This window comes from Streptomyces albidoflavus, assembly GCF_000719955.1.
Classification (GTDB): Bacteria; Actinomycetota; Actinomycetes; order Streptomycetales; family Streptomycetaceae; genus Streptomyces; species Streptomyces albidoflavus.
This window is the reverse complement of record NZ_JOII01000007.1, coordinates 36,306-61,294: the sequence shown is the minus strand read 5'-3', so window position 1 is coordinate 61,294 and position 24,989 is coordinate 36,306. Positions and strand designations below refer to the sequence as shown.

The window sequence follows — 24,989 nt, the reverse complement described above, 5'->3', positions numbered from 1 at the left end:
GGGCGGGCGGACGCGGACGGCGGGGCTCAGGCGGGGGAGCCGGTGGTACGGGTGGCGGTCCGGGCGGTGTTGCGGATGCGGCGCAGGCGGTGCAGGAGGAGGTCCGGGCCGGTGCCGAAGTGGTCGTGCAGGGCGCGGTACTCGGCGAAGAGCGCGTCGTAAGCGTCGGCCCGCGCCGCGTCCGGGACGTAGGCGGCCCGCTCGACGCTGCCCATCGCGGCGGCCGCCGCCCGTACGTCCGGGTGGGCGCCGGCCGCGACGGCGGCGTGGATGGCGGAGCCGAGTGCCGGGCCCTGGTCGGAACCGGCCAGCGAGACGGGGCGGCGCAGCACGTCGGCGTGGATCTGCATGAGCAGCGGGTTCTTCTTCAGCCCGCCGGCGACGATGAACTCCTCGACCGGCACCCCGCCCTGCTCGAACGCCTCCACGATGACGCGGGTGCCGTACGCGGTGGCCTCCAGCAGGGCGCGGTAGACGTCCTCGGGACGGGTGTCCAGGGTCAGGCCCGCGACGACACCGGAGAGGTGGTGGTCGACCAGGGTCGAACGGTTGCCGTTCATCCAGTCCAGGGCGACCAACCCGTGGGCCCCGACCGGCTGTTCGGCGGCGAGCCGGGTCAGGTACGCGTGCGCGTCCTCGCCCGCCGCCTCCGCCTCGGCCCGGTACTCCTCGGGCAGGCCCTGCCGCAGCCACCAGGCGAAGATGTCGCCGACGGCGCTCTGCCCGGCCTCGTAGCCGTAGGCGTCCGCGACGATGCCGCCGTCGACCACGCCGCAGATCCCCGGGACCTCGGCGAGGGCCGGGCCGCTGAGGACGTGGCAGGTGGAGGTGCCCATGATGGCGAGCAGCCGGCCGTTCTCCACGGCGCCGGCTGCGGGCGCGGTGACGTGCGCGTCGACGTTGCCGACGGCGACCGCGATCCCCTCGGGCAGGCCCGTCCACGCGGCGGCCTCGGCGGTCAGGCCGCCCGCGTGGCCGCCGAGCGCGGAGAGCGGATGGGCCAGCCGGGTCGCCGGGAAGTCCGCGAACTCCGGGTGCAGCCCGGCCAGGAACTCCGGCGAGGGGTACGTGCCGTCCTGGTGGATGCCCTTGTACCCGGCCGTGCAGGCGTTGCGCGACTCGGCCCCGGTCAGCTGCCAGACGATCCAGTCCGCCGCCTCGATCCAGCGCACGCAGGCCGCGTACACCTCCGGGTCCTCCTCCAGCACCTGGAGCGCCTTCGCGTACTGCCACTCCGCCGAGATCCGCCCCCCGTACCGCCCGATCCACGGTTCCCCGCGCTCGTGCGCCAGCGCGTTGAGCCGGTCGGCCTGGTCCTGGGCCGCGTGGTGCTTCCACAACTTGGGCCAGGCGTGTGGGCGTTCGGCCCACTCGGGCAGCAGGGCGAGCGGGGTGCCGTCGGCGGTGGCCGGGAGCACCGTGCAGGCCGTGAAGTCCGTCCCGATGCCGACGACTTGGACCGGCTCGACCCCGGCCGCCGCCAACGCCTCGGGAACGGCGTGCCGCAACACGTCCCGCCAGTCCTCCGGATGCTGAAGCGCCCAGTCCGGCGGCAACCCGGCCCCGCCACCGGGCAGAGCCCGGTCGATCACCCCGTGCCGGTACTCGTGCACGGCCGCCCCCAACTCGGCCCCGTCCGCCACCCGGACGACCACGGCCCGCCCGGACAGCGTGCCGAAGTCGACACCGACGGTGCAGGGGTCGCCGAGGCCGCCCTGAGCAGCCTGGACAGGGGGTGCGGGAGTGTTCACGGGGCTGGCCTCCGGGATGTCGCTCGGGTGGCGGCTGGGTACCCGGATGATTGTTAGCGCTCACATTGGCGGGGGGCAAGGGGGGTGCGGGGTGGATTCGGGTTGGGATGCCCTCAGGCGCCGGGCGGGCTGGGTGTCCTCAAGCGCCGGACGGGCTGAATCGCTCGGCCTCCGGCCACGGCTCGTCCTCAGACGCCGGACGGGCTTGAGTGTCCTCAAGCGCCGGACGGGCTGAGTGTCCTCAAACGCCGGACCGGCTAGGTGGTGCCCCCCGAGGCCCGGCCCGAAGAGGACAAGCCGTGTCCGAGCTGGACGACAGCAGCCTCACGTCAGGTGATGGGCTGCGAGGTGTTCGGCACCCTCCGCCTCCATCCGTTGGCCTTGCGCGGGTGCTGCCCAAGGCTGGACAGGGCGCTCGGCCCGTCGGGAGTCTGACCGGTGGACGTGGTGTGACCTCGGCCGATTCGAGCCCGTCCGGCGTTTGAGGACACGGGTACGGGTGGGTCCGTGGCCGACAGACGTAGTACGACCTCGGCCGATTCCAGCCCGTCCGGCGTTTGAGGACACAGGTACGCGCGCAGCCACCCGCCGCAGACAGCGCATCCCCCCCGCCGAACCCAGCCCGCCCGGCGCCTGAGGGCAAGAGCCCGGCCGGCGCCTGAGGTCACACCTCCGCCACCCCCCGCGTACTCCCCCGAACAATCAACTGCGGCTCCACCAGCACATGCTCCGCCCCCCTAGCCCGCCCCTCGATGTGGTCGATGAGCAATCGGATGCTCCTGCGCCCGATGGACCCGAAGTCCTGGCGGACGGTGGTGAGTGGGGGCGGGAAGAACTCGGCCTCGGGGATGTCGTCGAAGCCGGCGACGGCTACGCGTTCCGGGGTGCGGACGCCGGCTTCGCGGAGGGCGCGGAGGACGCCGAGGGCCATCTGGTCGTTGGCGACGAAGACGGCGGTGACGCCGGGGCCCTGGCCGGAGAGGACGTGGCCGGCGAGTTCCTGGCCGGCCCGGTAGCCGGAGAGGGGGCTCCAGTCGCCCTGGAGCGGGGGCGGGGCGGCGATGCCGCGTTCGCGCAGGACGGCGCGCCAGCCGGCGGTGCGGGCCTCGCTCTCGGACCAGCCGTCCGGCCCTGCCACGTGCCAGACCGTGGCGTGCCCGGCGGCGAGCAGGTGCTCGGTGACCATGCGGGCGCCCCGCTCCTGGTCGAGGGAGACGGCGGGCAGCCCGAGCTGGTCGCCGCCCTCGACGCTGACCACGGGGAACGGCGCGTCCAGGCGGGCCAGCGCCTGCCCGGTCGTCCGCTGCGGGGTGAGCGCGACGACGCCCTCCACGCCCCAGGAGGAGAGGTGGTCGACGGCGTCCTTGAGCCCCTGGCGCCCGTCGCCGCGCAGGGTGACGGCCGAGACGAGGTATCCCTCGTCGCGGGCGGCCTCGTGGAGCCCGGCCATGGTGCTGGCGGGACCGTAGAGCGTGGTGTTGACGGCGATGACGCCCAGCGTGCGGGTGCGGCGGGTGACCAGGGCGCGGGCGGCGGGGTTGCGGCGGTAGCCGAGGCGGTCGACGGCGGCGGTGACCTGGGCGCGAGTGGCGGGCCGTACGTGCGGGTGGCCGCTGAGGACGCGGGAGACCGTCTGGTGGGAGACGCCGGCCTCACGGGCCACGTCGGCCATCGTCGGCGGCCGGGAGACTTCCGCGGACCGGGCCACGCGGGCCTCCCCTCTCGCTGGGACGCACGCGATCCGGCGGGATCGCGGTCAGGTGTCGATGCCGAAAAAGCGTATCCCCCATCTTGTATCACCCGTGTGTGAGCGCTAACAATCGTGCCTTGCCGGGAGAGGGACGACGACCCGGCAGCCCCGCCCATCGCCCCCACCACGGGATTGCCAGGGAGAAACATGACGAAGGCCCGAGCCGCCACGACCGCCGCAGCGGTGACCGCCTGCTGCGCCCTCCTGCTGACCGCCTGCGGCCAGGACAGTACGGGCGGCAGCAAGGAGGAGAAGGGGAAGAAGAAGCAGACCATCGGGGTGGCGATGCCCACCAAGTCGTCCGAGCGCTGGATAGCCGACGGCCGGAACATGACGAAGATCCTGGAGAAGGCGGGCTACGACACCACGCTCCAGTACGGCGAGGACGACCCGGACCAGCAGGTCGCGCAGATCGAGAACATGATCACGCAGGGTGTGGACGCCCTGGTCATCGCGGCCATCAACGGCGAGGCTCTCTCCAACGTCCTCCAGCAGGCCGCCGACGCCGACATCCCCGTCATCTCCTACGACCGGCTGATCCTCGGCTCCCCGCACGTCGACTACTACGCCTCCTTCGACAACGAGAAGGTCGGCCGGCTCCAGGGCGAGTACCTGGTGGAGAAGCTGGGCCTGGACAAGGACGGCGGGAAGGACAAGGGCCCCTACAACATCGAGCTGTTCGCGGGGTCGAACGACGACAACAACACCCGGTTCTTCTTCAACGGCGCGATGGAGGTCCTCAAGCCGTACCTGGACAAGAAGCAGCTGGTGGTCCGCTCCAAGCAGACCAAGCTCAACCAGGTGACCACGCTGCGCTGGGACGGCGGTACCGCCCAGAAGCGGATGGACGACCTGCTGACCTCGGCGTACTCCAGGGAGCGGGTGGACGCGGTCCTCTCGCCGTACGACGGCATCTCGATCGGCATCCTCTCCGCGCTCAAGTCCGACGACTACGGGTCGAAGGCGAAGCCGCTGCCGATCGTCACCGGGCAGGACGCCGAAGTCTCGTCGGTGAAGTCGATCGTCGCGGGCGAGCAGACCCAGACCGTCTACAAGGACTTCCGCGAACTCGCCAAGGTGGCCGCCGAGATGGTCGACGCGGTGCTCGGCGGGGACGAGCCGGAGATCAACGACGACAAGACGTACGACAACGGCGAGAAGGTCGTCCCCGCGCACCTGCTGGAGCCGGTCAGCGTCGACAAGTCCAACTACCAGGAGATGCTGGTCGACTCGGGCTTCCTCGACGCCAAGGACCTGGGATGAGCCCGGAGCCGGCGGACGGCCCCGGGCCCACCCCCGGGGCCGTCCCCGAGGGCGGCTCCGGCACCGTCCTGGAGATGCGCTCCATCGTGAAGCGCTTCACCGGTGTCACGGCGCTGGCCGACGTCACCCTCTCCGTCCGGCGCGGGGAGATCCACGCCCTGTGCGGGGAGAACGGCGCCGGCAAGTCGACGCTGATGAAGGTCCTCTCCGGCGTGCACCCGCACGGGAGTTACGAGGGGCAGGTGCTCTTCGACGGCGAGGAGTGCCGGTTCAAGGACATCCGGGCCAGCGAGCGGCGCGGGATCGTCATCATCCACCAGGAGCTGGCGCTCGTCCCGCACCTGTCGATCGCCGAGAACATCTTCCTCGGCAACGAGCCCTCCCGGCGCGGCGTCATCGACTGGGACCAGGCGCTCAGCGGCGCCGCCCGGCTGCTGCGCCGCGTCGGCCTGGACGAGCACCCCCGGACCCGGGTCAGTGACATCGGTGTCGGCAAGCAGCAGTTGGTGGAGATCGCCAAGGCGCTGGCCAAGGACGTGAAGCTGCTCATCCTGGACGAGCCGACAGCGGCCCTCAACGACGAGGACAGCGCTCAACTCCTGCGGCTGATGAAGGAGTTGCAGGAGCAGGGCATCACCTCGATCATCATCTCGCACAAGCTCAACGAGATCTCCGAGGTCGCCGACTCGGTCACCGTGCTGCGTGACGGCCGCTCCGTGGAGACCCTCGACGTGCACGCGCCGGAGACCACCGAGGAGCGCGTCATCCGCGGCATGGTCGGCCGCGACCTCGGCAGCCGCTTCCCCGAACGCACCCCCTACGAGGGGCCGCGCGACAGCGAACCGGCGCTGGAGATCCGCGACTGGACCGTCCGCCACCCCGTCGACCACCACCGGCGGGTCGTGGACGGCGTCTCGCTCACCGTCCGCCGGGGCGAGATCGTGGGCCTCGCCGGGCTGATGGGCGCGGGCCGCACCGAACTGGCGATGAGCGTCTTCGGCCGCAGCTACGGGCGGTACGAGCGCGGCACCGTGCACAAGGACGGCCACGAGATCCGGACCCGCACCGTCCCGGAGGCGGTCGCCCGCGGCCTCGCGTACGTCACCGAGGACCGCAAGCGGTACGGGCTCGACCTCGGGGACACCGTGGCCCGCAACATCTCGCTCTCCTCGCTGCCCGGCCTCGCCCGGGGCGGCATCGTCGACGCCCACCGGGAGCGGCAGGTCGCCGAGGAGTACCGGCGGGTCATGAACATCAAGACCCCCGACGTCCTGGAGCCGGTCGGCCGGCTCTCCGGCGGCAACCAGCAGAAGATCGTACTGAGCAAGTGGGTGCTGGCCGGGCCCGACGTGCTGATCCTGGACGAGCCGACGCGCGGCGTCGACGTCGGCGCCAAGTTCGAGATCTACGGCGTGATCGACCGGCTCGCCGCCGAGGGCAAGGCGATCCTGATGATCTCCTCCGAGCTGCCCGAACTCCTCGGCATGTGCGACCGGGTGTACACCATGGCCGCCGGCCGGCTCACCGGCGAGGTGGCCCGCGCCGACGCCTCCCAGGAAGTCCTCATGCGCCACATGACGCGCGTCCCGTCCGCCGCCGGCACCGACCCCAGTGAAGGGCACCACCCATGAGCAGCGAAGTGACCACCAAGCCCGAGGCGCCGGCGGGCGCCCCGGGACGCGAGAAGGGGCGCGGGCTCGGCACGATGCTGCTGGACGCGGTCCGGCAGAACTCCCGCCAGTACGGGATGCTCTTCGCGCTCGGACTGATCGTCGTCCTCTTCCAGATCTGGACCGGCGGCGACCTCCTGCTGCCGCGCAACGTCTCCAACCTGGTCCTCCAGAACAGCTACATCCTGATCCTCGCCATCGGGATGATGATCGTCATCATCGCGGGCCACATCGACCTGTCGGTGGGCTCCCTGACGGCGCTGGTCGGCGCGGTCGCCGCCGTGCTCATGGTGCAGCAGCAGATCCCGTGGCCCGTCGCGGTCGCCCTCACGCTGCTGATGGGCGCCGCCGCCGGGGCGCTGCAAGGTTTCTTCATCGCGTACATCGGCATCCCGTCGTTCATCGTGACGCTCGCCGGGATGCTGCTCTTCCGGGGGCTGACGGAGATCTTCCTGGACGGGCAGACCATGGGTCCGTTCCCCTCCGGGCTGCAGAAGGTGGCCAACGGCTTCCTGCCCGAGGTCGGCCCGGCCACCAACTACCACAACCTCACGCTCCTGCTCGGCCTCGTGCTGATCGTCTTCGTGATCCTCCAGGAGGTCCGCGACCGGCGCCGGCAGCGGGAGTTCTCCCTCCAGGAGGTCCCGCCGACCCTCTTCGCGCTGAAGCTGGCCGCCCTGGTCGCGGTCATCCTCGTCGCCACCCTGCTGCTCGCCAGCTACAAGGGCGCCCCGGTCGTCCTGCTGATCCTCGCCGCCCTCCTCGTCGGCTTCGGCTACGTGATGCGCAACGCGGTCGCCGGACGCCACGTCTACGCGATCGGCGGCAACCTCGGCGCCGCCAAGCTCTCCGGCGTCAAGGACAAGCGGGTCACCTTCGCGGTCTTCCTCAACATGGGCGTCCTCGCCGCCCTCGCGGGGCTGGTCTTCGCCGCCCGGTTCAACGCCGCCTCGCCCAAGGCCGGCATCAACTTCGAACTGGAGGCGATCGCCGCCGCGTTCATCGGCGGCGCCTCGATGAGCGGCGGCGTCGGCACGGTCCTCGGCGCCATCATCGGCGGCCTGGTCCTCGGCGTCCTCAACAACGGCATGAACCTCGTCGGCGTCGGCACCGACTGGCAGCAGGTGATCAAGGGCCTGGTGCTGCTCGCCGCCGTCGGCTTCGACGTCTGGAACAAGCGCCGCGCGGGCGGCTGACGCCACCGGTCCCGTACCCCGGCACGCGGTACCCCCGCGTGCCGGGGGCCGTGTGGAATACCTCGCATTCGCCGGGGTACCGGGAGCCGAAGTTGCGGGTGGTGGCGGGGTGCGTGGTGGGATGACGCGATGCGTTCCCCCCACCGCATGACCCAGGACACCGACCGTTCACCCGAGGCCCCGGCCCCCACCGACGCGCCCGCCACCCCCGCCCCGCGCTACGGCCCGTACGACTCCAACCCCGAGTGGGACAACCCGTACGAGCAGCTCGCCGGGCTCGACGACCGGGCCGTCGACACCTTCCTCCAGAAGGACCCGGACGCCTTCGACACCTTCGAGACCGGCGAAACCCCGGCCTACGAGCCGCCCCCGCCCGCCCCGTCGAGGCGCCGCCGCCCGCGCGGACGCGGCCCCTTCCGGCGGGCCCTGGGACACCTGAGCCGGGGCGCCAAGATCACCGTCGGCGTCCTCGTCCTCGCCGCCTTCCTCACCCTCGGCGACCGCTGGGCCGTCCTCTACGCCGAGAACAAGGCCGAGGAGTCGCTGAAGAACTCGATGAACCTCACCGCCGCCCCCGAGGTCGACATCGACGGCTTCCCCTTCCTCACCCAGGTCGCCGCCCGCCGCCTCGACACCGTCCACCTCACCGTCCCCGACGTCGCCGCAGGCCGCGTCTCGCTCGCCGAGGTCTCCGCCACCGGCCACGACGTGCGGATATCCGGGGAGGGCCTGACCGGCGTCGACGGGGCCGACATCGGCGGCGTCGACGGCGAGGTCCGGCTCTCCTTCGACGACCTCGGCCGCGAACTCGGCGCCTCCCAGGTCACCTTCACCGGCAAGGGCACCGACCGCGTCCTCGCCCGCGGCACCCTGCCCGTGGCCGGCCACGAACTCGCCCTGCGCGCCGACGCGTTGATCCGCCGCGACGGCGACCGGGGCGTCTCCACCGAGGTCACCGGCATGCGCCTGGACATCGGCGACCTCGCCGTCTTCCGCCCCGGCACCGGGCCGAACGACGGCCTCCACCTCACCCCGAGCAGCCTGAAGAAGCTGACGGACGAGACCACCAAGGCCAAGGCCCTGCTCTCGGTCCCGGCCATCGTCCACGCGCTCGGCGTCCCCGACTCCCAGATCCGCGCCGCCCTCGACAACGACCGCAAGCTCGCCGACCTCCTCGGCACCCCGGCCGTCGTCGACGACCTCCTCGCCGTCAACCTGGTCGACCTCGCCGCCGCCCACCCCGACGTCCTCCGCCGCCTCGGCATCGACCCGAACCTCCTCGACGCCCTCACCGGCCTCACCCGCCCCCAGCTCGCCGACCGCCTCACCCTCGGCTTCACCCTCCCCGAACTCCCGGGCGAGGGCGACGTACGCCTGCGCGACGTACGGGTGGAACCGGACGGCATCCTGGTGCGGCTGGAGGGGACGGGGGTCAGCTTCGGCAAGTAGGCGGCAGCGGGGAGAGCGCAGGGCTCAGTCCGCTTCCGGGCCTCTGTCCCCCTCGTCCTCGCCCGCGCCCGTACGCTCCGCCCCCGGCGGCGGCGTGGGCGCCCCCGGCAGCACCAGCCGCACCAAGGTCCCGCCGCCCTCGGCCCGTTCGACCGCGACCGTGCCGCCGCACTGTTCGGCGGTGCGGGCCACGATGGACAGGCCCAGTCCCGAGCCGGGCAGGGCGCGGGCCGACGGGGAGCGCCAGAAGCGGTCGAAGACGTGGCGCAGTTCGTCCTCGGGGATGCCGGGACCCCGGTCGCGGACGGTGAGTTCGCCGCGGTGGAGGCGGAGGTCGACCGTGCCGCCGGGCGGGCTGAACTTCACCGCGTTGTCGAGGATGTTGACCACCGCCCGCTCCAGAGCGGCCGGGCGGCAGCGGACGTACCAGGGCGCCAGGTCGGCGGTGAAGGTCAGCTCCGGGCCGCGCAGGCGGGCCCGGCGCAGCGCGGTCGCCGTCGTCTCGTGGAAGGCGACCACCTCCAGGCGGCCCTGCTGCGCGCCGTCGGTGCGCGACAGCTCCTGGAGGTCGCCGATGAGCGCGGCCAGCTCCGTCATCTGCGCCTTGACCGAGTCGAGCAGCGCGGCCCGGTCCTCGGCGGGCAGCGCGCGTCCGGTGCGTTCGCTGCGGGCCAGCAGCTCGATGTTGGTCCGCAGCGAGGTCAGCGGGGTGCGCAGTTCGTGCCCCGCGTCGGCGATGAGCTGTTGCTGGAGATCGTGGGAGTCGGAGAGCGCGCTGGTCATCGCGTTGAAGGAGGCGGAGAGCCGGGCGATCTCGTCGTCGCCGTCGACGGGGATGCGCACGGTCAGGTCCCGGGTGCGGGCCACCTCCTCGACGGCCTCGGTCAGCCGGTCGACGGGCCTGAGCCCCGACCGGGCGATCCACAGCCCGGCCCCGCCCGCGCCCACCACCCCGACGCCGGAGACGAGCAGGAGCAGCAGCGCCAGGTCGTCCAGGGTGTCCCGGGTCTCCTCCAGCGAGTACGCGTAGACGATCGCGGTGTTCCGGAAGTGGGCCGGGGGCGGGCCCTTGCCGAGGGCGGGGGCGGCCAGGACGCGGACCTCGGTGCCGTCGGCGGCGGTCGCGTCGTGCGGCTCGGCTTCGTGGCCGGGGCCGCCCGCCGCCACCGCGAGGTCGGCCGCGTCGGGCTCGACCACCCCGGCGGAGGCCTCGGCGACGCAGACCTGGCCGTCGGCGGTGACCAGCTGGAGGTACAGCTCGGGCTGGGCCCGGCCGAAGCCGCCCGGCCCGGTGGCGGCCGGTTCGCTCGGGCAGTCGGCGAGCAGGTCGCGCAGGGCGGCGGTGGGCTGCGGCTGGTTCTGCGCGCGCAACTGGGAGTCGATCTCCTCGTACAGCTTGCCGCGCACCACGAACCAGCAGGCCACCGAGACGGCGGCGACCGCCAGCGCCACGGCCGCCGCCACCAGCAGGGCGAGGCGGGCCCGCAGCGGGAGCGCGCCGAGCCGTCTCACTCGCCGCTCCCGGAACGCAGCACGTAGCCGACGCCGCGCACGGTGTGCACCAGGCGCGGTTCGCCGCCCGCCTCGGTCTTGCGGCGCAGGTACATCACGTACACGTCCAGGGAGTTGGAGGTCGGCTCGAAGTCGAAGCCCCAGACGGCCTTGAGGATCTGCTCACGGGTCAGCACCTGGCGCGGGTGGGCCAGCAACATCTCCAGCAGGGTGAACTCGGTCCGGGTCAGCTCGACCGGCCGGTTGCCGCGCAGCACCTCGCGGGTGGAGAGGTCCATCCGCAGGTCGGCGAAGGCAAGCACGTCCCCGTCGTCGTCCGGGGCGGCCTGCTCGACGGCGTACGAGGAGCGGCGGAGCAGGGCGCGGACGCGGGCGAACAGCTCGTCCAGTTCGAAGGGCTTGACCAGGTAGTCGTCGGCGCCCGCGTCGAGGCCGGTGACGCGGTCGCCGACGGTGTCGCGGGCGGTCAGCATGAGGATCGGCACGGTGTCCTGGGCGGCCCGGACCCGCCGGGCCGCCGTCAGCCCGTCCATGCGGGGCATCTGGATGTCGAGGACGATCAGGTCGGGCCGGTAGGAGGCCGCCTTCTCCAGCGCGTCGAGGCCGTCGACGGCGACCTCGGTGCCGTACCCCTCGAAGGCGAGGCTGCGGCGGAGCGCGTCGCGGACCGCGGGCTCGTCGTCGACGATCAGGATGCGCTGCTCACGCTCCTGCTCCTGGGGTTCGGCGGCCGGCATGGCGGACTCCCTGGGTGCTCGGGGTACGGGTCTCGGTGCGGCCAGCCTCGCACGCGCGAGGCCGGGCGCGCCGGTCACCGCTGGGAGCCGGAGCGCAGCGTGTCGAGGTCGGCCTTGAGGTCGTTGACGGGGATGGCGAAGCCGAGGCCGACACTGCCCGCGTCGGAGGACTGGCCCTGCGAGGAACCGGCCGAGTACATCGCCGAGTTGATGCCGATGATCTGGCCGTCCATGTTGATCAGGGCGCCGCCGGAGTTGCCCGGGTTGAGAGAGGCGTCGGTCTGGATCGCCTGGTAGGTCGTGGTCTGCTCGCCGGTCTCGCCGTTGAACTGCTCCCCGCCGTACTCGAAGGGCCACTCCCGGCCGCCGCCCTGCCCGCTGCCGCCCTGGCTCTCGTCCCGGGAGACGGTCACGTCGCGGTCGAGGGCGGAGACGATGCCGCTGGTCACGGTCCCGGTCAGCCCGGCGGGCGACCCGATGGCCACCACGTCGTCCCCCACGGCCACCTTGTCCGAGTCGCCGAGCGAGGCCGCCTTCAGCCCCTTGGCGCCCTGGACCTTGATCAGCGCCAGGTCCTTGGAACTGTCGGTGCCGACCACCTCGGCGCTGTACGTCTTCCCGTCGCTGGTCGCCACCTGGACCTGCGAGGCCCCGGAGACCACGTGGTTGTTGGTGACGATCTCCCCGTCCTCGCTGATGATCACCCCGGAGCCGGTCGACTGGCCGGACGACCCCGCCGCCTTGATCTCCACGATGCTCGGCCCGACCGCCTCGGCCACCCCGGCCACCGTCCCCTTGCTGGAGGCGGCCACGGTCGTCCCGTTGACCTGCGAGCCCGACCCGCCGGCCCCGCCCCCGGTCAGCTCCTGGAAGGCGTACGCCGTCCCGCCGCCGATCGCCGCCGCGGCCACCGCCACCGCGGCGAGCAGCCCGGCCGGACCGCGCAGGCGGCGCCGGTGACGCGGGGTGTGCGGCGGGTAGGCGGGCGGCGCCGGCCACGCGCCCGCCCCGCCGGAAGCCTCGGGGTACGTCGTCGGGTACTCGCTCGGGTACTCACTGGGTGCGCCGTCGTGGCGGTAGCTCTCCGTCATGTCTCCGACGATCCGGCCACCGCATGAGAGCGAGCTGAGAAGGGGCTGAGAAGCGGGGGAGAATCCTGTATGCCCGGTATAAAGGCGGCCCCGCCGGGAGGGCCGCCCGCCTCACGAACAGCCGCAGGACCGCCGGACCACCAGGCGTGACGGGAACACCTTCTGCCGTTCGCGGCGGGAGCCGGCCACGCGCAGGGCGTCGTCGAGGACGAGGTCGACGGCGGCGCGGGCCATCGTGGTGCGGTCGGAGGCGACCGTGGTCAGGGGCGGGTCGGTGAGCCCGGCCTCCTTGACGTCGTCGAAGCCGGCCACGAGCAGTTCCCCGGGCACGTCGATGCGCAGCTCGCGGGCGGCGCGCAGGACGCCTATCGCCTGGTCGTCGGTGGCGCAGACGATGGCCGGCGGCCGGTCGGGCCCGGCGAGGAGGGTGAGGGCGACCTCGTAGGCGTCGTAGCGGTTGTACGGGGCCTGGAAGAGGCGGCCTTCCGTGGGGCGGCCCGCCTCGGCCATGGCGCGGCGCCACCCCTCGACGTGGTCGGAGACCGGGTCGCCGACCGAGGGGGTGCTGGGGGTGCCGCCGAGGCAGGCGACGTAGGAGACGCCGTGCTCCAGGAGGTGGCGGGTGGCGAGCTGGGCGCCGCCCACGTCGTCGGTGACCACGGCGACGTCGTCGATGGCGTCGGGCCGCCGGTGCAGCAGGACGACCCGGGCGTCCCACGCCTCTATCTCACTGGCGGCGGTCTCGCTCGGGCCCTGGCTGACCAGGATCAGGCCGGAGACCCGCATACCGAGGAAGGCGCGGAGGTAGTGGACCTCGCGCTCGTCGAGGTAGTCGGAGTTGCCGACCAGGACCATCTTTCCGCGCTCGGCGGCGGCCTGTTCCACGGCGTGCGCCATCTCCGCGAAGAAGGGCTGCCGGGCGTCGGGCACGATCATGCCGATGAGGTCGGTGCGCCGGGACGCCATCGCCTGCGCGACCCGGTCGGGCCGGTAGCCCAGCTCCTTGATCGCGGCGAGTACCCGCTCTCTGGTGGCCGGGGCGACCGGCCGGGGTCCGTTGTTGATCACGTAGCTCACGACGGCGGTCGATGTCCCCGCCAGTCGCGCCACGTCGTCCCGCGTCACCTTGGCCACGGCGGCAGTCTACGCGGGTCGAGGCCGCTCCCTAAGGGCTGTCCGCCCTTCAATACCGGGCCGGGACACCCCTCCGCCCGCCTCCCCGGACCGCCGTGCGGGACGGCCGGGAGACGGGCGGAGTACGGGCGTGATCACGGAGCGGGGCGGCTCAGGGCTTGGCCGCCGCCTTCTCCGTGACAGTGGAACCGGAGGCGGCGCGGGACTCGCGCACCTTCTCGGCGGCCTCCTCCTGCGCCTGCTCCTTGGCCGCCTTCTCCTTCGCCTCGGGCTTCTCCGGGGTGACGAAGCGGTAGCCGACGTTGCGGACGGTGCCGATCAGCGACTCGTGCTCGGGGCCGAGCTTGGCGCGCAGCCGCCGTACGTGCACGTCGACCGTGCGGGTGCCGCCGAAGTAGTCGTAGCCCCAGACCTCCTGGAGGAGCTGGGCGCGGGTGAAGACCCGGCCCGGGTGCTGCGCCAGGTACTTCAGCAGCTCGAACTCCTTGAAGGTGAGGTCGAGGATGCGGCCCTTGAGCTTGGCGCTGTAGGTGGCCTCGTCCACGGAGAGGTCGCCGTTGCGGATCTCCATGGGGGAGTCGTCGGTGGTGATCTGCTGGCGGCCCATGGCCAGCCGCAGCCGCGCCTCGACCTCGGCCGGGCCCGCGGTGTCCAGCAGCACGTCGTCGATGCCCCAGTCGGCGGTGACGGCGGCGAGGCCGCCCTCGGTGACGACCAGGACCAGCGGGCAGCCGGGACCGGTGGAGCGCAGCAGCTGGCAGAGGCTGCGGACCTGGGGCAGGTCGCGGCGGCCGTCGATCAGGATGACGTCCGCGCCCGGGGTGTCGACGAGGGCGGGGCCCTCGGCGGGGGCGACGCGGACCTGGTGGAGGAGCAGCCCCAGTGCGGGCAGCACCTCGGTGGAGGGCTGGAGGGCGTTGGTGAGCAGCAGCAGGGAGCTCATCGGCGCTCACCCGCCCCGTGGCGGGAGTCTCGGCAGCTCGGATGGTGGGGGTTGGATCGTTCGCCCATGACGTCGGTTCCTCCTCGGTTCCCTGCGAGAGGGAGTCCGTCCGGAGTGGCGCGCCGGACGGACTTGCGGCACTGCGTACGGATACGTCCACGACCCCCGCGCCCTGGGGACCGCCGGCTTCCCGGAGCGCAGGACGCGACCGGGAGTCCCGGTCGTATACAACGTGCCGGAAAGCACGAAAGGACCCGGGGGCGTCGCTGCCCGAGTCCTCTTCCCAGCACAATAACCCACATGAGTACGCCTACGGCAGGGCGCGGCGTGCGCCCGGACCCCTCTCCGGCCGCCTCCCGAGTGCCCTCGCAGGGCCGTGCGGACGGGCCGGAGCCCGGGCCCGGCGGCGGTGCTCGCGGCCCCCGGCCGGCCCCCTTTCCCGCAGGTCAGGACGGTTTCGCCGAAGGGGCCGAACGGGTGGTGCTGCTGGCGGCCGACGGGGTCGCCATCGAGGCCGTCCACGAGCCCGCCGATTTTGACGCGGATGTGACCCATGACGCGGCCGGGCGGGTGCCGGTCACCGTCGTCGCCCACGGCTTCACCGGCAGCGCCGGCCGGCCGCACGTCCGCCGGGCCGCGGCCGTCTTCCGCCGTTACGGGGCGGTGATCACCTTTTCGTTCCGCGGACACGGAGCCTCCGGCGGCCGCTCGACCGTCGGCGACCGAGAGGTGCTCGACCTCGCCGCCGCCGTCGCCTGGGCCCGGCGGCTGGGCCACCGCACGGTCTGGACGGTCGGCTTCTCCATGGGCGGCTCGGTCGTCCTCCGCCACGCCGCCCTGTACCCGGCGGGGGGACCCGACGCCCAGGCTTCCGGCCACGCCGACGGGCGGCGCTCCGGTCCCGCTGAGGGGCACGGCTCCGGCTTCGCCGACGCGCACGGCCCGGCTCACACCGATGCCGTGGTCGCGGTCAGCGCCCCGGCCCGCTGGTACTACCGGGGCACCGCGGCCATGCGCCGCCTCCACTGGGTCGTCACCCGGCCGCTGGGGCGTGCGGTCGGCCGGTACGGGCTGCGCACCCGCATCCACACCTCCGACTGGGACCCCGTCCCCCTCGACCCCGCCGAGGCCGCCGCCCGCATCGCCCCCACCCCCCTCCTCCTCGTCCACGGCGACCGCGACCCGTACTTCCCCCTCGACCACCCCCGCGCCCTCGCCACCGCCGCCGGCCCTCAGGCCGACCTCTGGCTCGAACCCGGCATGGGCCACGCCGAGAACGCCGCCGACGAGGCGCTACTGGCCCGCATCGCCGACTGGGCGGCCCGGCGGGCGCCGGGCGGGTGAGAGGGCTGGGGGTGCCCCTCGTGACACCGGCCTGCGGCCGTGTGCGTCCTCAGGCGCCGGACGGGCTGGGGTGTCCTCAGGCGCCGGACGGGCTTGGGTGTCCTCAAGCGCCGGACGGGCTAGGTGTCCTCAAGCGCCGGACAGGCTGAGTGTCCTCAAGCGCCGGACAGGCTGAGATTGCGCCCGGACGTGGTTGAGATCTCGCGGGGCCGGGTCGGGGTGCCTCCGGACCGGCTGAGATCCCACGCGGACCCGTCGAGCCTCTGCCGGACGCTGCTGAGATCCCGCACGCACCGCTTGAGCCGGGGACCCGGCCCCGACCTGGCCAAGCTCGCGCGAGGACCGGCCGAGAGACTTCGACGCCCAGCGGGCTGATTCAAGCCCGTCCGGCGTTTGAGGACACTCAGCCTGTCCGGCGCTTGAGGACACCTCAGCCCGTCCGGCGCCTGAGGACAAGATCAAGCCCGTCCGGCGCCTGAGGACACCCCAGGGGCGCTCGAGCCCCGAGCCCAAACCCACCCCGCCCGCCCGCAAGGGCACCCCCAGCCCCCGCCACAGGGCACAAGGAGCCCCGCCCCCGCGCACCGGGACAGCGCAGAGTCACCCCCGCCCCGCGAGGGCCTAACCTTGCGTGCGGGGCGCGCCCGCGGACCGCGCCGAGCGACAAGGAGGGCCGGCGTCCCGCACCCGGCCGAGGAGGACCCCCGATGCCCACCGGCACGATCCGCTACTGGGCGGCCGCCAAGGCCGCCGCCGGGATCGCCGAGGAGCCGTACGACGCGGCCACCCTCGCCGAGGCCCTGGACGGCGTTCGCGGCGCCCACCCCGGCGAGCTGGTCCGCGTGCTTCAGCGCTGCTCGTTCCTGGTCGACGGCGACCCCGTCGGCACCCGCGCCCATGAGACCGTACGGCTGGCCGAGGGCGGCACGGTCGAGGTGCTCCCGCCGTTCGCAGGAGGGTGACTCCCCACAGCATGAGCAATCAGCCGCAGCAGCCGTACTACGACCCGTACGGTCAGCAGCCCCCGCAGGGCCAGCCGTACGACCCGAACGCCGCGCAGTACGGCCACGACCCGTACCAGCAGCAGCCCCCGCAACCCCCGCAGGACCAGAGCGGCCAGGCCCAGACCTGGCAGGGCCAGACCTGGGAGAGCCAGAGCCACCCCACGATCCACCCGGACCCGGCGCAGGGCTCCTACGGCGGCCAGCCGTACGGCGGCCAGCAGGGGTACCCCGCGCAGGGACACCCCGCGCAGGGGTACGGGGCCCAGCCCTCGGGCCAGTACCCCGGCCCGGCGGCGCCCTCCCCCTACGAGGAGACGGCGCTCATGCCGCCCACCCCGGCCGCCGGGCCGCCCCCGGCGCCGCCCGCGCCCCCGGGCGCCCCGGGCCGGCCCGCCCCCTCCCCGTACGAGGAGACGGCGATGATGCCGCAGGCCACCTCGGGCGGCACACCGACGGGCCCGCCCGTACGAGGAGACGGCCCTGATCCCGCCGGTGACCGGCGCCGGGCCCGCCCCGTACGAGGAGACGGCCCTGATCCCGCCGGTGACCGGCGCCGGGCCGATGCCCGCGGCTCAGCCGCAGCCGCATCCCCAGCCGCAGGGCGGGCACCGCGCGCCCGCCGGGACCGGCAGTCACCGGGCCGCCCCGGCCGCCGAGGAGCCGGCGGCCGACGGGCCCGCCTACGGTCCGGCCACCGTCACCGGCAACACCCGGATCACCGACGCCCAGCGCGCCCGCGCCGAGGGCCGCTCGCCGATCATCGACCCGGGGACGCAGCCCGCGCTGCTCACCGCCGCGCTCGGCCTGCTGATGGCGGGCGGGGCGGCGCTCGGCTGGTTCGGGCTGCTGGTGCCGCTGGTGGTGCTGCAGGGGCTGACGGCGGCCGGCTGGTTCCGGCTGAACGGGATGTGGCCCGCCCGGCAGGGCATCGCCCTCGCCTTCGCGGGCGCGCTCGTCGCGGACGCGGTGCTGCTGGTCGCCGGGCGGGAGAACGGCCCGGCCGCCGTCGTCGGCACGCTCGGCGTCTGGGTGCTGCTCTGCCTCGTCCTGCAACTGCGCAGCAACGCCCCGGCCGACGACCGCCTGCACGGCCTCTTCGCCACCGTTGCCTCGGCGGCGCTGGCGATCCTCGCCGCCGGGTACCTGGCCGCCGAGGCGGACGCCGTCGTGGTCGGCGGGATCTCCGTGGCCGTCGCCGTCTTCGTCCGCTCGCTGCCGCTGCCCGCCGCCGCCTCGATGGCCGTCGCCGTCCTCGCGGGAGCGGGCGCCGGGGCGGTGGGCGGCGCCCTGACCGGGCTCGGCACCCAGGCCGCGCTGATCGGCGCGGGCGCGGCGGTGTGCGCGGTGATCGGCCACCGGGTCGCGGCGTACGACTACCCGTCGCGGTTCGTGCACATGACGGCGGGCGTCGCCCTGCCACTGACCGCGGCCGTCCCGGCCGTCTACCTGCTGGGTCGCGTGGTCACCGGCTGACCCGCCCACCTCGCGACGCGTACCGCGCCCCCGGCCCCTCCCGGCCGGGGGCGCGGTGGCTTTCCGTACGTGAACGAACGCGTCCGGTCGCCTCCGGTCGTCGGGACGTATCAGGTCGCACACACTCGTGCGCAGACGATCAGGTCGTTGGGCCGTCCGGGTTACGCTCGCGGCCAGGTGCCCAGCGGGGTGCCGGGAGCGAAGTCCACCTGGTGGGGGAAGCCGAACGATGCGCGCACTACGCAATCTCCTGATCGTCGTCGTGGTCCTGGGGGGACTCTTCGTCATCGCCGACCGCCTCGCGGTCAACTTCGCCGAGGGCGAGGTGGCCGACCGGCTCAAGGCGAGCGGGTCGATGAACACCGACCCGGAGGTCACCATCCACGGCTTCCCCTTCCTCACCCAGGTCGTGGGCAGCGGCCTGGAGGACGTCGAGGTCTCGGTGAAGGAGTTCGACGCCACCACCGACGGCAAGAGCGTCCGCATCGCCGGCCTCAACGCCCACCTGCGCGGCGTCGAGTTCTCCGGCGGCTTCAGCCAGGCCACCGCGAAGACCGCCGAGGGCACCGCCCGGATCGGTTACGCCGACCTGCTGAAGGCGGCCAGGCCCGACCCGATCGACGTCGCCCCCGGTGTCACCGCCAAGGTCGTCGGCCTCTCCGACGGCGGCAACGGCAAGATCAAGGTGGAGATCGAGGCGGAGGTGTTCGGCGCGACCCTGCCCAAGCCGCTGGAGGTCCTCTCCACGCCGACCGTCCAGGACGGCGAGGTGCGGGTGAAGGCCGACGCGCTGCCCAGCCTCGGCATCAAGGTCGCCGAGGACAAGGTCCGCGAGATCACCGACTTCCAGCAGAAGGTCGGCGGTCTGCCCGGTGGCATCGAGCTGTCGAAGGTGACCCCGGCGAAGGACGGCGTCGAGATCAGCGTCGAGGGTTCGTCGGTCCGCCTCGCCGGGTAGGACGGGGACGGCCGCGCGCATCCGGGTCCACCGGCCCGCGCGCCGTCCGCAGAGCGAGACGCCCTCGTCCGTGATTCCGGCCGCCCGGGCCGCTCGCGACCGCCTCAGCCCTCGCCACGAGGGGCCGGGGCGGTTCCGCGCTGTCCGGGGCCGACCCGGATGCCCGTATCGCGGACGATCTCGTCTCGGATGGTGAAACGTCGGTGACATCGCCGCCGATTCGTCCCTACGATCGGACCCATGAAGCGACAGGCGGACCTCACGAAGCGGCGGGCAGTCGACCTGTGCCGCGTCGCCGCCATGCTCTGTCGCCGCGGCTGAGCAGCGCGGGGACCGTACGCCTGGGCCCGCCCCGTCCGTGACGGGACCGGCCCGCTACCGCCCCGCCGAGAAGCCCGGAAGCCCGCGCGAGCGCCACGATCCCGCATCCTGTCCGTATCGCGGACACCGCAGCCACCGGACCGCACCGGCCGGAGACGGGCGGCCCCCCGCGCACCGGCACCCCGGACAGCCCCGCACCGCACGCACGCACCGCCGTACCAGCCCCGCAACTGCCCCGGAGGAATGCACCATGAGCCGTAGTGACGTCCTGGTCGACGCCGACTGGGTCCAGGAAAACCTGGACGACCCGAACGTCGCCGTCGTGGAGGTCGACGAGGACACGTCCGCGTACGACAAGAACCACATCCGCAACGCGATCCGCATCGACTGGACCAAGGACCTCCAGGACCCGGTCCGCCGCGACTTCATCGACCAGGAGGGCTTCGAGAAGCTCCTCTCGGCCAAGGGCATCGCCAACGACACCCTCGTCGTCCTCTACGGCGGCAACAACAACTGGTTCGCCTCGTACGCGTACTGGTACTTCAAGCTCTACGGCCACGAGAACGTCAAGCTCCTCGACGGCGGCCGCAAGAAGTGGGAGCTGGACTCCCGCGACCTGGTCGCCGAGGTCCCCCAGCGCCCGGCCACCGAGTACAAAGCCAAGCCGCAGAACACCGCGATCCGCGCCTTCCGCGAGGACGTCGTGAACGCCATCGGCAACCAGAACCTGGTCGACGTGCGGTCCCCCGACGAGTTCTCCGGCAAGCTGCTCGCCCCGGCCCACCTCCCGCAGGAGCAGTCGCAGCGCCCCGGCCACGTGCCGAGCGCCCGCAACATCCCGTGGTCGAAGAACGCCAACGACGACGGCACCTTCAAGTCCGACGAGGAACTGAAGGCGCTCTACGCCGACGAGCAGGTCGACCTCGCCAAGGACACCATCGCCTACTGCCGCATCGGTGAGCGTTCCGCGCTCACCTGGTTCGTCCTGCACGAGCTGCTCGGCGTCGAGAACGTCAAGAACTACGACGGCTCGTGGACCGAGTACGGCTCCCTGGTCGGCGTGCCGATCGAGCTCGGCGCCAACAAGTGACCCCCCGCCCCCGCCGCCCGTCGGCGGCGGGGGCACACCGCACCAGCGAAGGACGGATGCAGGAATGTGTGGAGCCAAGGCCGGCGGCCCCGACGCCTCGACCATCAAGCCCGGTGAGACCACCATCCAGGGCAGCGTGACCCGCGACGGCGAGCCCGTCACCGGTTACGTGCGGCTGCTCGACTCGACCGGCGAGTTCACCGCCGAGGTCCCGACCTCGGCCACCGGTCAGTTCCGCTTCTACGCCGCCGAGGGCACCTGGACGCTGCGCGCCCTGGTCCCGGGCGGCTCCGCGGACCGCACGGTCGTCGCCCAGCAGGGCGGCCTCGCCGAGGTCGCCATCGCCGTCTGAGACGCCCCGCCGTCCTCGGACGGCGGGCGCCGGGCAGGCCGCGGGGCCGCACTCCAGGGGGTTGGACGCCACCGGGACGGAGTGCGGCCCTGCGGCCTGTCCGTGTCCGGACCGCTACCCACCGGCGTCGCCGTTTCCCCTGGTCAGGGGCGTTTTTCGGGCAGTTTCGCGCGAGGCCGTCCGCCGGGGTGCGGGGCGGGCCCACGTGCCTACGCTGGAACCATGTATGCGCGAAGGCGACATGTGTACTTCGCCATGATGGGCCTCTGCCTGAGCCTCTTCGTCGTGGCGTGCGCCGTCGTGCGCCTGTGGTCGGTACCGGCCGCCGTCGCGATGTGCGTGGTGGCGATGGTGATCCCGCCGTTCGCCGCGATCGTCGCCAACCGCAAGGGGCCCGAGGACCGCTGGTACGACGACCCCGGCGCCGGTTCCGCCCCCGGCCAGGACGGCGACGCCTCTCCCACCCCGCCGACCCACGTCCGCAAGAAGGACCCGAGGGACGGCCCCGGCACGCCACCGGTGAAGCCGCCCTCCGAGCGGGGCGCGTCCGGCTCCACCGGGATATCCGGCGGGCACGGCTCCGGGCACGGACACGGCCATGGCCACGGAGGTCACGCCGGACGCCGGGGGCCCCTCTCCGACCAGGACCGGGTCAAGGGCAGCGACCCCGAGTCCGAGGCGTGGTGGCGGGAACTTGACCGGCGGGGCAGCGGCGGGGACGGCCCGCCCGGCCCGCCCGGACACGGCAGCGATCCGCGCCGGCCGGGGCCCTGGCCGGAGGAGTAGCCGCGCGGGGCGCGGAAGTTGGCGGATTCGGCGGACTCAGTAGACGAGCGCCTGCACCCCGTCCTCCATGATCTCGCTGACGAAGACCTGCGCCCCGGCGATCCGGACGCCCTCGATGACGTCGCCCTCCGAGATGTCCCGGCGGGCGGCGCACTGCGTGCAGAGGGTGATCCCGCCGCCCGCCATGATCCCCTCGATCAGCTCCGGCAGCGGTGCCGCGTGGGGGAGTTCGAACTCGGCCGCCCGCCCCGGCAGCGCGAACCACGCCGACTCACCGGTCAGCCAGAGCGACACCTCCACCCCGCTGGCCACGGCCACCGCCGCCACCGTGAACGCCTGCGAGCACCGCTCCGGGGAGTCCGCCCCGGCCGTCACCTTGATCACGAGCTTTTTCGCCATGCCCGAATCGTAATGAACCCCGGGGCAACCCCGGACCCGCCTGGCCGGTCACCTGTGCGAACTGATCATGCACCGTACACACACATCCGGAGCCTGATCCTCGACTTCGCGGACCCTGGGGGGACCTCTTTGGACACGTCAGACCCGAGCAGACCGGGGGCGGAAGCCACCCCGGCCGAACCCTCCGCCGAGGCGCCCGCCCAGGCGCCGGCCCAGGCGCCGTCCGAGGTGTCGGCCGAACCACCGGCCGAGACCCCGGCCCCACGCCGACGCCCGCGCGGCCTCACCACGCTCATCGTGGCCTGTGCGGCCCTGGTCGGCGTGGTCGGCGGCACCGCCACCGGCTACGCGATCCAGGCCGAGCGCGAGCCGACCCCCCTGCCCCCGCTCTCCCAGGCGGACCTGGCCTACCCGAAGAAGGCCCTGCCGGAGAGCAAGCGGCCCGCGCCGCTCCCGGCCAAGCACGACACGGCGGTCAAGGCCAACGGGGATCTGCGGAAGCTGCTGGTGGGGAAGCCGAAGGGGTTCCGGGAGGCCACGGGCTACTTCGTCAACGGGGTCGGCGTCGAGGACGGCTGGCTCTCGCCGGGTGGGCGCAGCCTTGAGTACACCGAGCCCGGTGAGGTGCTGGTCGACTCGGTGCGCAACGGCATCCGGCGGGTGGCGGCGGCCAACTGGCAGCGCGGCGAGTACGAGTACGTCGCGGTGCGGCTGGTGCAGTTCCGGCCGGGAGCTGTCGCGGAGGCCCAGGCCGAGGCGGAGAGCAGCCGTCGGGACGCCGCGAACCGCACGCGTTCCGGTCACGAGGAAGGCCGTGAGGTCAAGGCGGGCAGCGGGGCCGGCTTCTTCGTCTACGAGCCGGACTCCAAGCCGGGCTACCTGACCGTCTACGGGGGCCGCGCCGTCGGCTACCGCGGTGACGTCATGTTCGACCTGCACTTCAGCGACACCAAGCCCCTGTCCGAGAAGGCGATCAAGGATCTCGCCCTGAAGCAGCTGGAGCGCCTGTGACCGACTCCGGAAAGCCGGACACCACGGCGCTCGCGCCCGCGTCCGGCAAGAAGCCCGCCCGGTTCTCACGCGGCCGGATCCTGCGCATCGTGGCGGTCGGCCTGGTGGCGGGCGCCTGCGTCGGCACGGTCACCGGCGTCTCGGGAATGGTGGAGAGAGCCGACAAGAAGGTGTCGACGGAACGCTGGGGCGAGCTGGCCGAGCCCGGCAAGGACCCCGCCGAGCGGGCTTACGAGGGCCGCCACGACACCGCGCTGAGCAAGCTCCTGCTGCCCGCCTCGGACTACGCTCTCGGGCCGGACAGCGGCGAGCGGGGCAACGACACCGAGGTGGACGGTGCCGAGGCGGTCGCCGCCGTCAAGGAGACGCTGCGCGGCCTGCCCCAGAAGCTCCGCCGCGACATGGAGAAGCAACTCGACCGCAGCGGCGTCGAGGGCGCCGCCATGCGCACCTACGCCCGCACCGACAACGACACCTTTTTCGCCGAGATGAACATCAGCGTCGTCAAGGACACCCAGGTCATCCGGGACCGGTACCGGAGGGTGACCAGCCTGCTCCGGTCGCTCGACGTCGACAAGGGGCCGAAGGTCAAGGGTCACCGGGACGCGGCGTGCTTCCGGTTCAAGGGCGAGCGGAAGAAGGACGTGCAGGAGCTGTACTGCACGGCCGCGAAAGGCAAGCACTTCGTCTCCATGTCGGCCGAACTGCCCGGCGACGGCTCCGTGAAGCCGCCCGCCGAGCTGTTCGCCGCCCAACTGGACCACCTCGCCTCACCGGGGGAGTACGTATGACCGAGCAGACCCTGCCCAGAACGCCCGAGGAGCCCGCCGCCCCGGCCGCGGCCGCGGGGCCCTTCGCGGCGCCGGCCGAGCCGCCCCGCAAGCCCCTGCGGGAGCGCCGCGTACTGCGCGCCGTCGCCCGCTGGAGCCTCGCCGTCGTGGTCGCGGGCGGCCTCGGCGTGGGGACGGCCGCGTTCGTCACCTCCCAGGAGCGCACCGACCTGCCGGGCCTCGCCACCGCCTCCGACGGCCGCTGGGACTTCCCCCGGCAGAAGCTGCCGGCCCTGCCCGCCGACGCCCCGCGCCCGGACCACGCAGACAACGCCGCCGGCATCCACCACGCCGACCTCCGCGACCTCCTGGTCACCGCCCCCGGCGCCGCCGAGCCGGACGCGAAGCTGACCGGCGACTGGACGCCCGCCTCGGCCTACCTCGCCGAGTACGCCAAGGGCGACCGCCGCGAGCTGGGGAACAAGCTCCACGAGTTCGCCCTGCGGCACGCCGCCTCGCGGGCCTGGACCATGCCGGACGGCACCGAGGCCCGCGTCCACCTGCTGCGGTTCCCGTCGTCGGGGCTCACCGACCTGTACCGGGACGAGGGGCTCGACTTCGGCTCGACCACCGGTGCCTCGCTGGCTCACGCCGAGGAGACCTCGATCGACAAGCAGTGGACCAGCCGAGGCGTCCCCGACACCACCTCCGTCTATGCCTACGAGGAGCCCGCCCCCTACGGCGACGACCAGGTCCAGACCCGGGTGGCGTACATCGTCGCCGGGGACACCCTCGGGATGGTGGTGCACGAGAAGAAGGGCGGGGCGGACCGCGTCCCCTTCCACCAGACGGTCGTTCTCCAGACGCAGCTGCTCAGCTGAGGGGTGCGGCGGGGCCGGGTACGGGGCCCGGCCCGCCCTCGCCGAGAGAGCCGGGGCCAGGCCGTCTAAGCTGGAGGCGGCTTCGTATCCGCTCATCCACGTGT

Annotated in this window: 22 protein-coding genes and 1 pseudogene; 15 read left to right on the top strand and 8 right to left on the bottom strand. The window is 73.3% G+C overall.

The window, feature by feature from the left end; genetic code table 11:
- Nucleotides 1-26: 26 nt before the first annotated feature.
- Nucleotides 27-1,751 (bottom strand): ribulokinase, encoded by a 1,725-nt coding sequence (gene araB, locus IF45_RS0110155; RefSeq protein ID WP_030306883.1) that lies wholly within the window; start codon nt 1,749-1,751, stop codon nt 27-29.
- A gap of 664 nt (nt 1,752-2,415) precedes the next feature.
- Nucleotides 2,416-3,459 (bottom strand): LacI family DNA-binding transcriptional regulator, encoded by a 1,044-nt coding sequence (locus tag IF45_RS0110150; RefSeq protein WP_008405060.1) that lies wholly within the window; start codon nt 3,457-3,459, stop codon nt 2,416-2,418.
- A 189-nt stretch (nt 3,460-3,648) separates the two neighbouring features.
- Here IF45_RS0110150 and chvE point away from each other — a divergent pair, with 189 nt between their 5' ends.
- The 4 genes from chvE to IF45_RS0110130 all read left to right on the top strand — a co-directional run bounded on the left by chvE (nt 3,649) and on the right by IF45_RS0110130 (nt 9,079).
- Nucleotides 3,649-4,764 carry a multiple monosaccharide ABC transporter substrate-binding protein gene (gene chvE / locus IF45_RS0110145; RefSeq protein ID WP_003949057.1) on the top strand — a complete coding sequence of 372 codons (1,116 nt, stop codon included), beginning with the start codon at nt 3,649-3,651 and terminating at the stop codon, nt 4,762-4,764.
- Nucleotides 4,761-6,395, top strand: coding sequence for a multiple monosaccharide ABC transporter ATP-binding protein (mmsA, locus tag IF45_RS0110140; protein ID WP_030306881.1), 1,635 nt, complete (start codon nt 4,761-4,763; stop codon nt 6,393-6,395). The genes chvE and mmsA overlap by 4 nt, the downstream gene beginning before the upstream one ends.
- Entirely contained in the window at nt 6,392-7,630 is a 1,239-nt protein-coding gene (mmsB, locus tag IF45_RS0110135; RefSeq protein ID WP_010644975.1) for a multiple monosaccharide ABC transporter permease, read from the top strand. Before mmsA ends, mmsB begins: the two co-directional genes overlap by 4 nt.
- Before the next feature lie 129 nt (nt 7,631-7,759).
- Nucleotides 7,760-9,079, top strand: coding sequence for an LmeA family phospholipid-binding protein (locus IF45_RS0110130; protein WP_030306879.1), 1,320 nt, complete (start codon nt 7,760-7,762; stop codon nt 9,077-9,079).
- A gap of 24 nt (nt 9,080-9,103) precedes the next feature.
- Here the strand turns inward: IF45_RS0110130 and IF45_RS0110125 are convergent, their stop codons facing one another.
- The 5 genes from IF45_RS0110125 to IF45_RS0110105 form a co-directional block, all read right to left on the bottom strand.
- A complete protein-coding gene (locus IF45_RS0110125; RefSeq protein ID WP_030306877.1) occupies nt 9,104-10,591 on the bottom strand; it encodes a HAMP domain-containing sensor histidine kinase in 1,488 nt (495 codons plus the stop codon).
- Nucleotides 10,588-11,328, bottom strand: a complete 741-nt coding sequence (locus IF45_RS0110120; protein ID WP_003949052.1) for a response regulator transcription factor — start codon at nt 11,326-11,328, stop codon at nt 10,588-10,590. Before IF45_RS0110120 ends, IF45_RS0110125 begins: the two co-directional genes overlap by 4 nt.
- 74 nt (nt 11,329-11,402) lie before the next feature.
- Nucleotides 11,403-12,419 carry a S1C family serine protease gene (locus IF45_RS0110115; RefSeq protein WP_003949051.1) on the bottom strand — a complete coding sequence of 339 codons (1,017 nt, stop codon included), beginning with the start codon at nt 12,417-12,419 and terminating at the stop codon, nt 11,403-11,405.
- 111 nt (nt 12,420-12,530) lie between these two features.
- Nucleotides 12,531-13,553 (bottom strand): LacI family DNA-binding transcriptional regulator, encoded by a 1,023-nt coding sequence (locus tag IF45_RS0110110; RefSeq protein ID WP_003949050.1) that lies wholly within the window; start codon nt 13,551-13,553, stop codon nt 12,531-12,533.
- Between the two features lie 151 nt (nt 13,554-13,704).
- Nucleotides 13,705-14,496 (bottom strand): response regulator transcription factor, encoded by a 792-nt coding sequence (locus IF45_RS0110105; protein WP_003949049.1) that lies wholly within the window; start codon nt 14,494-14,496, stop codon nt 13,705-13,707.
- A gap of 477 nt (nt 14,497-14,973) precedes the next feature.
- Between IF45_RS0110105 and IF45_RS0110100 the strand changes: the two genes are divergently transcribed.
- The 8 genes and pseudogenes from IF45_RS0110100 to IF45_RS31905 all read left to right on the top strand — a co-directional run bounded on the left by IF45_RS0110100 (nt 14,974) and on the right by IF45_RS31905 (nt 21,824).
- Nucleotides 14,974-15,840 (top strand): alpha/beta hydrolase, encoded by an 867-nt coding sequence (locus IF45_RS0110100; protein ID WP_030306875.1) that lies wholly within the window; start codon nt 14,974-14,976, stop codon nt 15,838-15,840.
- A 707-nt stretch (nt 15,841-16,547) separates the two neighbouring features.
- Nucleotides 16,548-16,802 (top strand): MoaD/ThiS family protein, encoded by a 255-nt coding sequence (locus IF45_RS0110095; protein WP_003949047.1) that lies wholly within the window; start codon nt 16,548-16,550, stop codon nt 16,800-16,802.
- Nucleotides 16,803-16,813: 11 nt separating this feature from the next.
- Nucleotides 16,814-18,317, top strand: a pseudogene (locus tag IF45_RS31910) (hypothetical protein).
- 229 nt (nt 18,318-18,546) lie between these two features.
- Nucleotides 18,547-19,275 carry an LmeA family phospholipid-binding protein gene (locus IF45_RS0110085; RefSeq protein WP_003949045.1) on the top strand — a complete coding sequence of 243 codons (729 nt, stop codon included), beginning with the start codon at nt 18,547-18,549 and terminating at the stop codon, nt 19,273-19,275.
- Nucleotides 19,276-19,515: 240 nt separating this feature from the next.
- Nucleotides 19,516-19,596: a putative leader peptide gene (locus IF45_RS34395; RefSeq protein WP_350495130.1), complete on the top strand. Its 81-nt coding sequence runs from the start codon at nt 19,516-19,518 to the stop codon at nt 19,594-19,596.
- Nucleotides 19,597-19,846: 250 nt separating this feature from the next.
- The gene (locus IF45_RS0110080; protein ID WP_003949044.1) at nt 19,847-20,686 is read left to right on the top strand and encodes a sulfurtransferase; all 840 of its coding nucleotides are present in this window, start codon (nt 19,847-19,849) and stop codon (nt 20,684-20,686) included.
- Between the two features lie 64 nt (nt 20,687-20,750).
- On the top strand, nt 20,751-21,038 hold the full coding sequence (locus IF45_RS0110075; protein WP_003949043.1) for a DUF1416 domain-containing protein: 288 nt from the start codon (nt 20,751-20,753) through the stop codon (nt 21,036-21,038).
- Between the two features lie 222 nt (nt 21,039-21,260).
- On the top strand, nt 21,261-21,824 hold the full coding sequence (locus IF45_RS31905) for a DUF3099 domain-containing protein (protein ID WP_107048041.1): 564 nt from the start codon (nt 21,261-21,263) through the stop codon (nt 21,822-21,824).
- 36 nt (nt 21,825-21,860) lie between these two features.
- Here IF45_RS31905 and IF45_RS0110065 read toward each other — a convergent pair whose 3' ends face one another.
- Nucleotides 21,861-22,223 carry a DsrE family protein gene (locus tag IF45_RS0110065; protein ID WP_015507628.1) on the bottom strand — a complete coding sequence of 121 codons (363 nt, stop codon included), beginning with the start codon at nt 22,221-22,223 and terminating at the stop codon, nt 21,861-21,863.
- 129 nt (nt 22,224-22,352) lie between these two features.
- On the opposite strand from IF45_RS0110065, the gene IF45_RS0110060 reads away from it, so the two are divergent.
- Genes IF45_RS0110060 through IF45_RS0110050 form a run of 3 tightly spaced genes read left to right on the top strand, consistent with a single transcriptional unit; the run spans nt 22,353 to nt 24,885 of the window.
- Nucleotides 22,353-23,234: a hypothetical protein gene (locus IF45_RS0110060; RefSeq protein WP_030306872.1), complete on the top strand. Its 882-nt coding sequence runs from the start codon at nt 22,353-22,355 to the stop codon at nt 23,232-23,234.
- Nucleotides 23,231-24,025, top strand: coding sequence for a hypothetical protein (locus tag IF45_RS0110055; protein WP_051720683.1), 795 nt, complete (start codon nt 23,231-23,233; stop codon nt 24,023-24,025). Before IF45_RS0110060 ends, IF45_RS0110055 begins: the two co-directional genes overlap by 4 nt.
- Nucleotides 24,022-24,885, top strand: coding sequence for a hypothetical protein (locus IF45_RS0110050; protein ID WP_030306869.1), 864 nt, complete (start codon nt 24,022-24,024; stop codon nt 24,883-24,885). The genes IF45_RS0110055 and IF45_RS0110050 overlap by 4 nt, the downstream gene beginning before the upstream one ends.
- Nucleotides 24,886-24,989: the final 104 nt, after the last annotated feature.

What these genes read in the sequence shown, in the direction of transcription:
- chvE (WP_003949057.1), top strand. Translation starts at nt 3,649, where the DNA reads ATGACGAAGGCCCGAGCCGCCACGACCGCCGCAGCGGTGACCGCCTGC.
- mmsA (WP_030306881.1), top strand. Translation starts at nt 4,761, where the DNA reads ATGAGCCCGGAGCCGGCGGACGGCCCCGGGCCCACCCCCGGGGCCGTC.
- mmsB (WP_010644975.1), top strand. Translation starts at nt 6,392, where the DNA reads ATGAGCAGCGAAGTGACCACCAAGCCCGAGGCGCCGGCGGGCGCCCCG.
- IF45_RS0110130 (WP_030306879.1), top strand. Translation starts at nt 7,760, where the DNA reads ATGCGTTCCCCCCACCGCATGACCCAGGACACCGACCGTTCACCCGAG.
- IF45_RS0110120 (WP_003949052.1), bottom strand. Translation starts at nt 11,328, where the DNA reads ATGCCGGCCGCCGAACCCCAGGAGCAGGAGCGTGAGCAGCGCATCCTG.
- IF45_RS0110115 (WP_003949051.1), bottom strand. Translation starts at nt 12,419, where the DNA reads ATGACGGAGAGCTACCGCCACGACGGCGCACCCAGTGAGTACCCGAGC.
- IF45_RS0110105 (WP_003949049.1), bottom strand. Translation starts at nt 14,496, where the DNA reads ATGAGCTCCCTGCTGCTGCTCACCAACGCCCTCCAGCCCTCCACCGAG.
- IF45_RS0110095 (WP_003949047.1), top strand. Translation starts at nt 16,548, where the DNA reads ATGCCCACCGGCACGATCCGCTACTGGGCGGCCGCCAAGGCCGCCGCC.
- IF45_RS0110085 (WP_003949045.1), top strand. Translation starts at nt 18,547, where the DNA reads ATGCGCGCACTACGCAATCTCCTGATCGTCGTCGTGGTCCTGGGGGGA.
- IF45_RS34395 (WP_350495130.1), top strand. Translation starts at nt 19,516, where the DNA reads ATGAAGCGACAGGCGGACCTCACGAAGCGGCGGGCAGTCGACCTGTGC.
- IF45_RS0110080 (WP_003949044.1), top strand. Translation starts at nt 19,847, where the DNA reads ATGAGCCGTAGTGACGTCCTGGTCGACGCCGACTGGGTCCAGGAAAAC.
- IF45_RS0110075 (WP_003949043.1), top strand. Translation starts at nt 20,751, where the DNA reads ATGTGTGGAGCCAAGGCCGGCGGCCCCGACGCCTCGACCATCAAGCCC.
- IF45_RS31905 (WP_107048041.1), top strand. Translation starts at nt 21,261, where the DNA reads ATGTATGCGCGAAGGCGACATGTGTACTTCGCCATGATGGGCCTCTGC.
- IF45_RS0110065 (WP_015507628.1), bottom strand. Translation starts at nt 22,223, where the DNA reads ATGGCGAAAAAGCTCGTGATCAAGGTGACGGCCGGGGCGGACTCCCCG.
- IF45_RS0110050 (WP_030306869.1), top strand. Translation starts at nt 24,022, where the DNA reads ATGACCGAGCAGACCCTGCCCAGAACGCCCGAGGAGCCCGCCGCCCCG.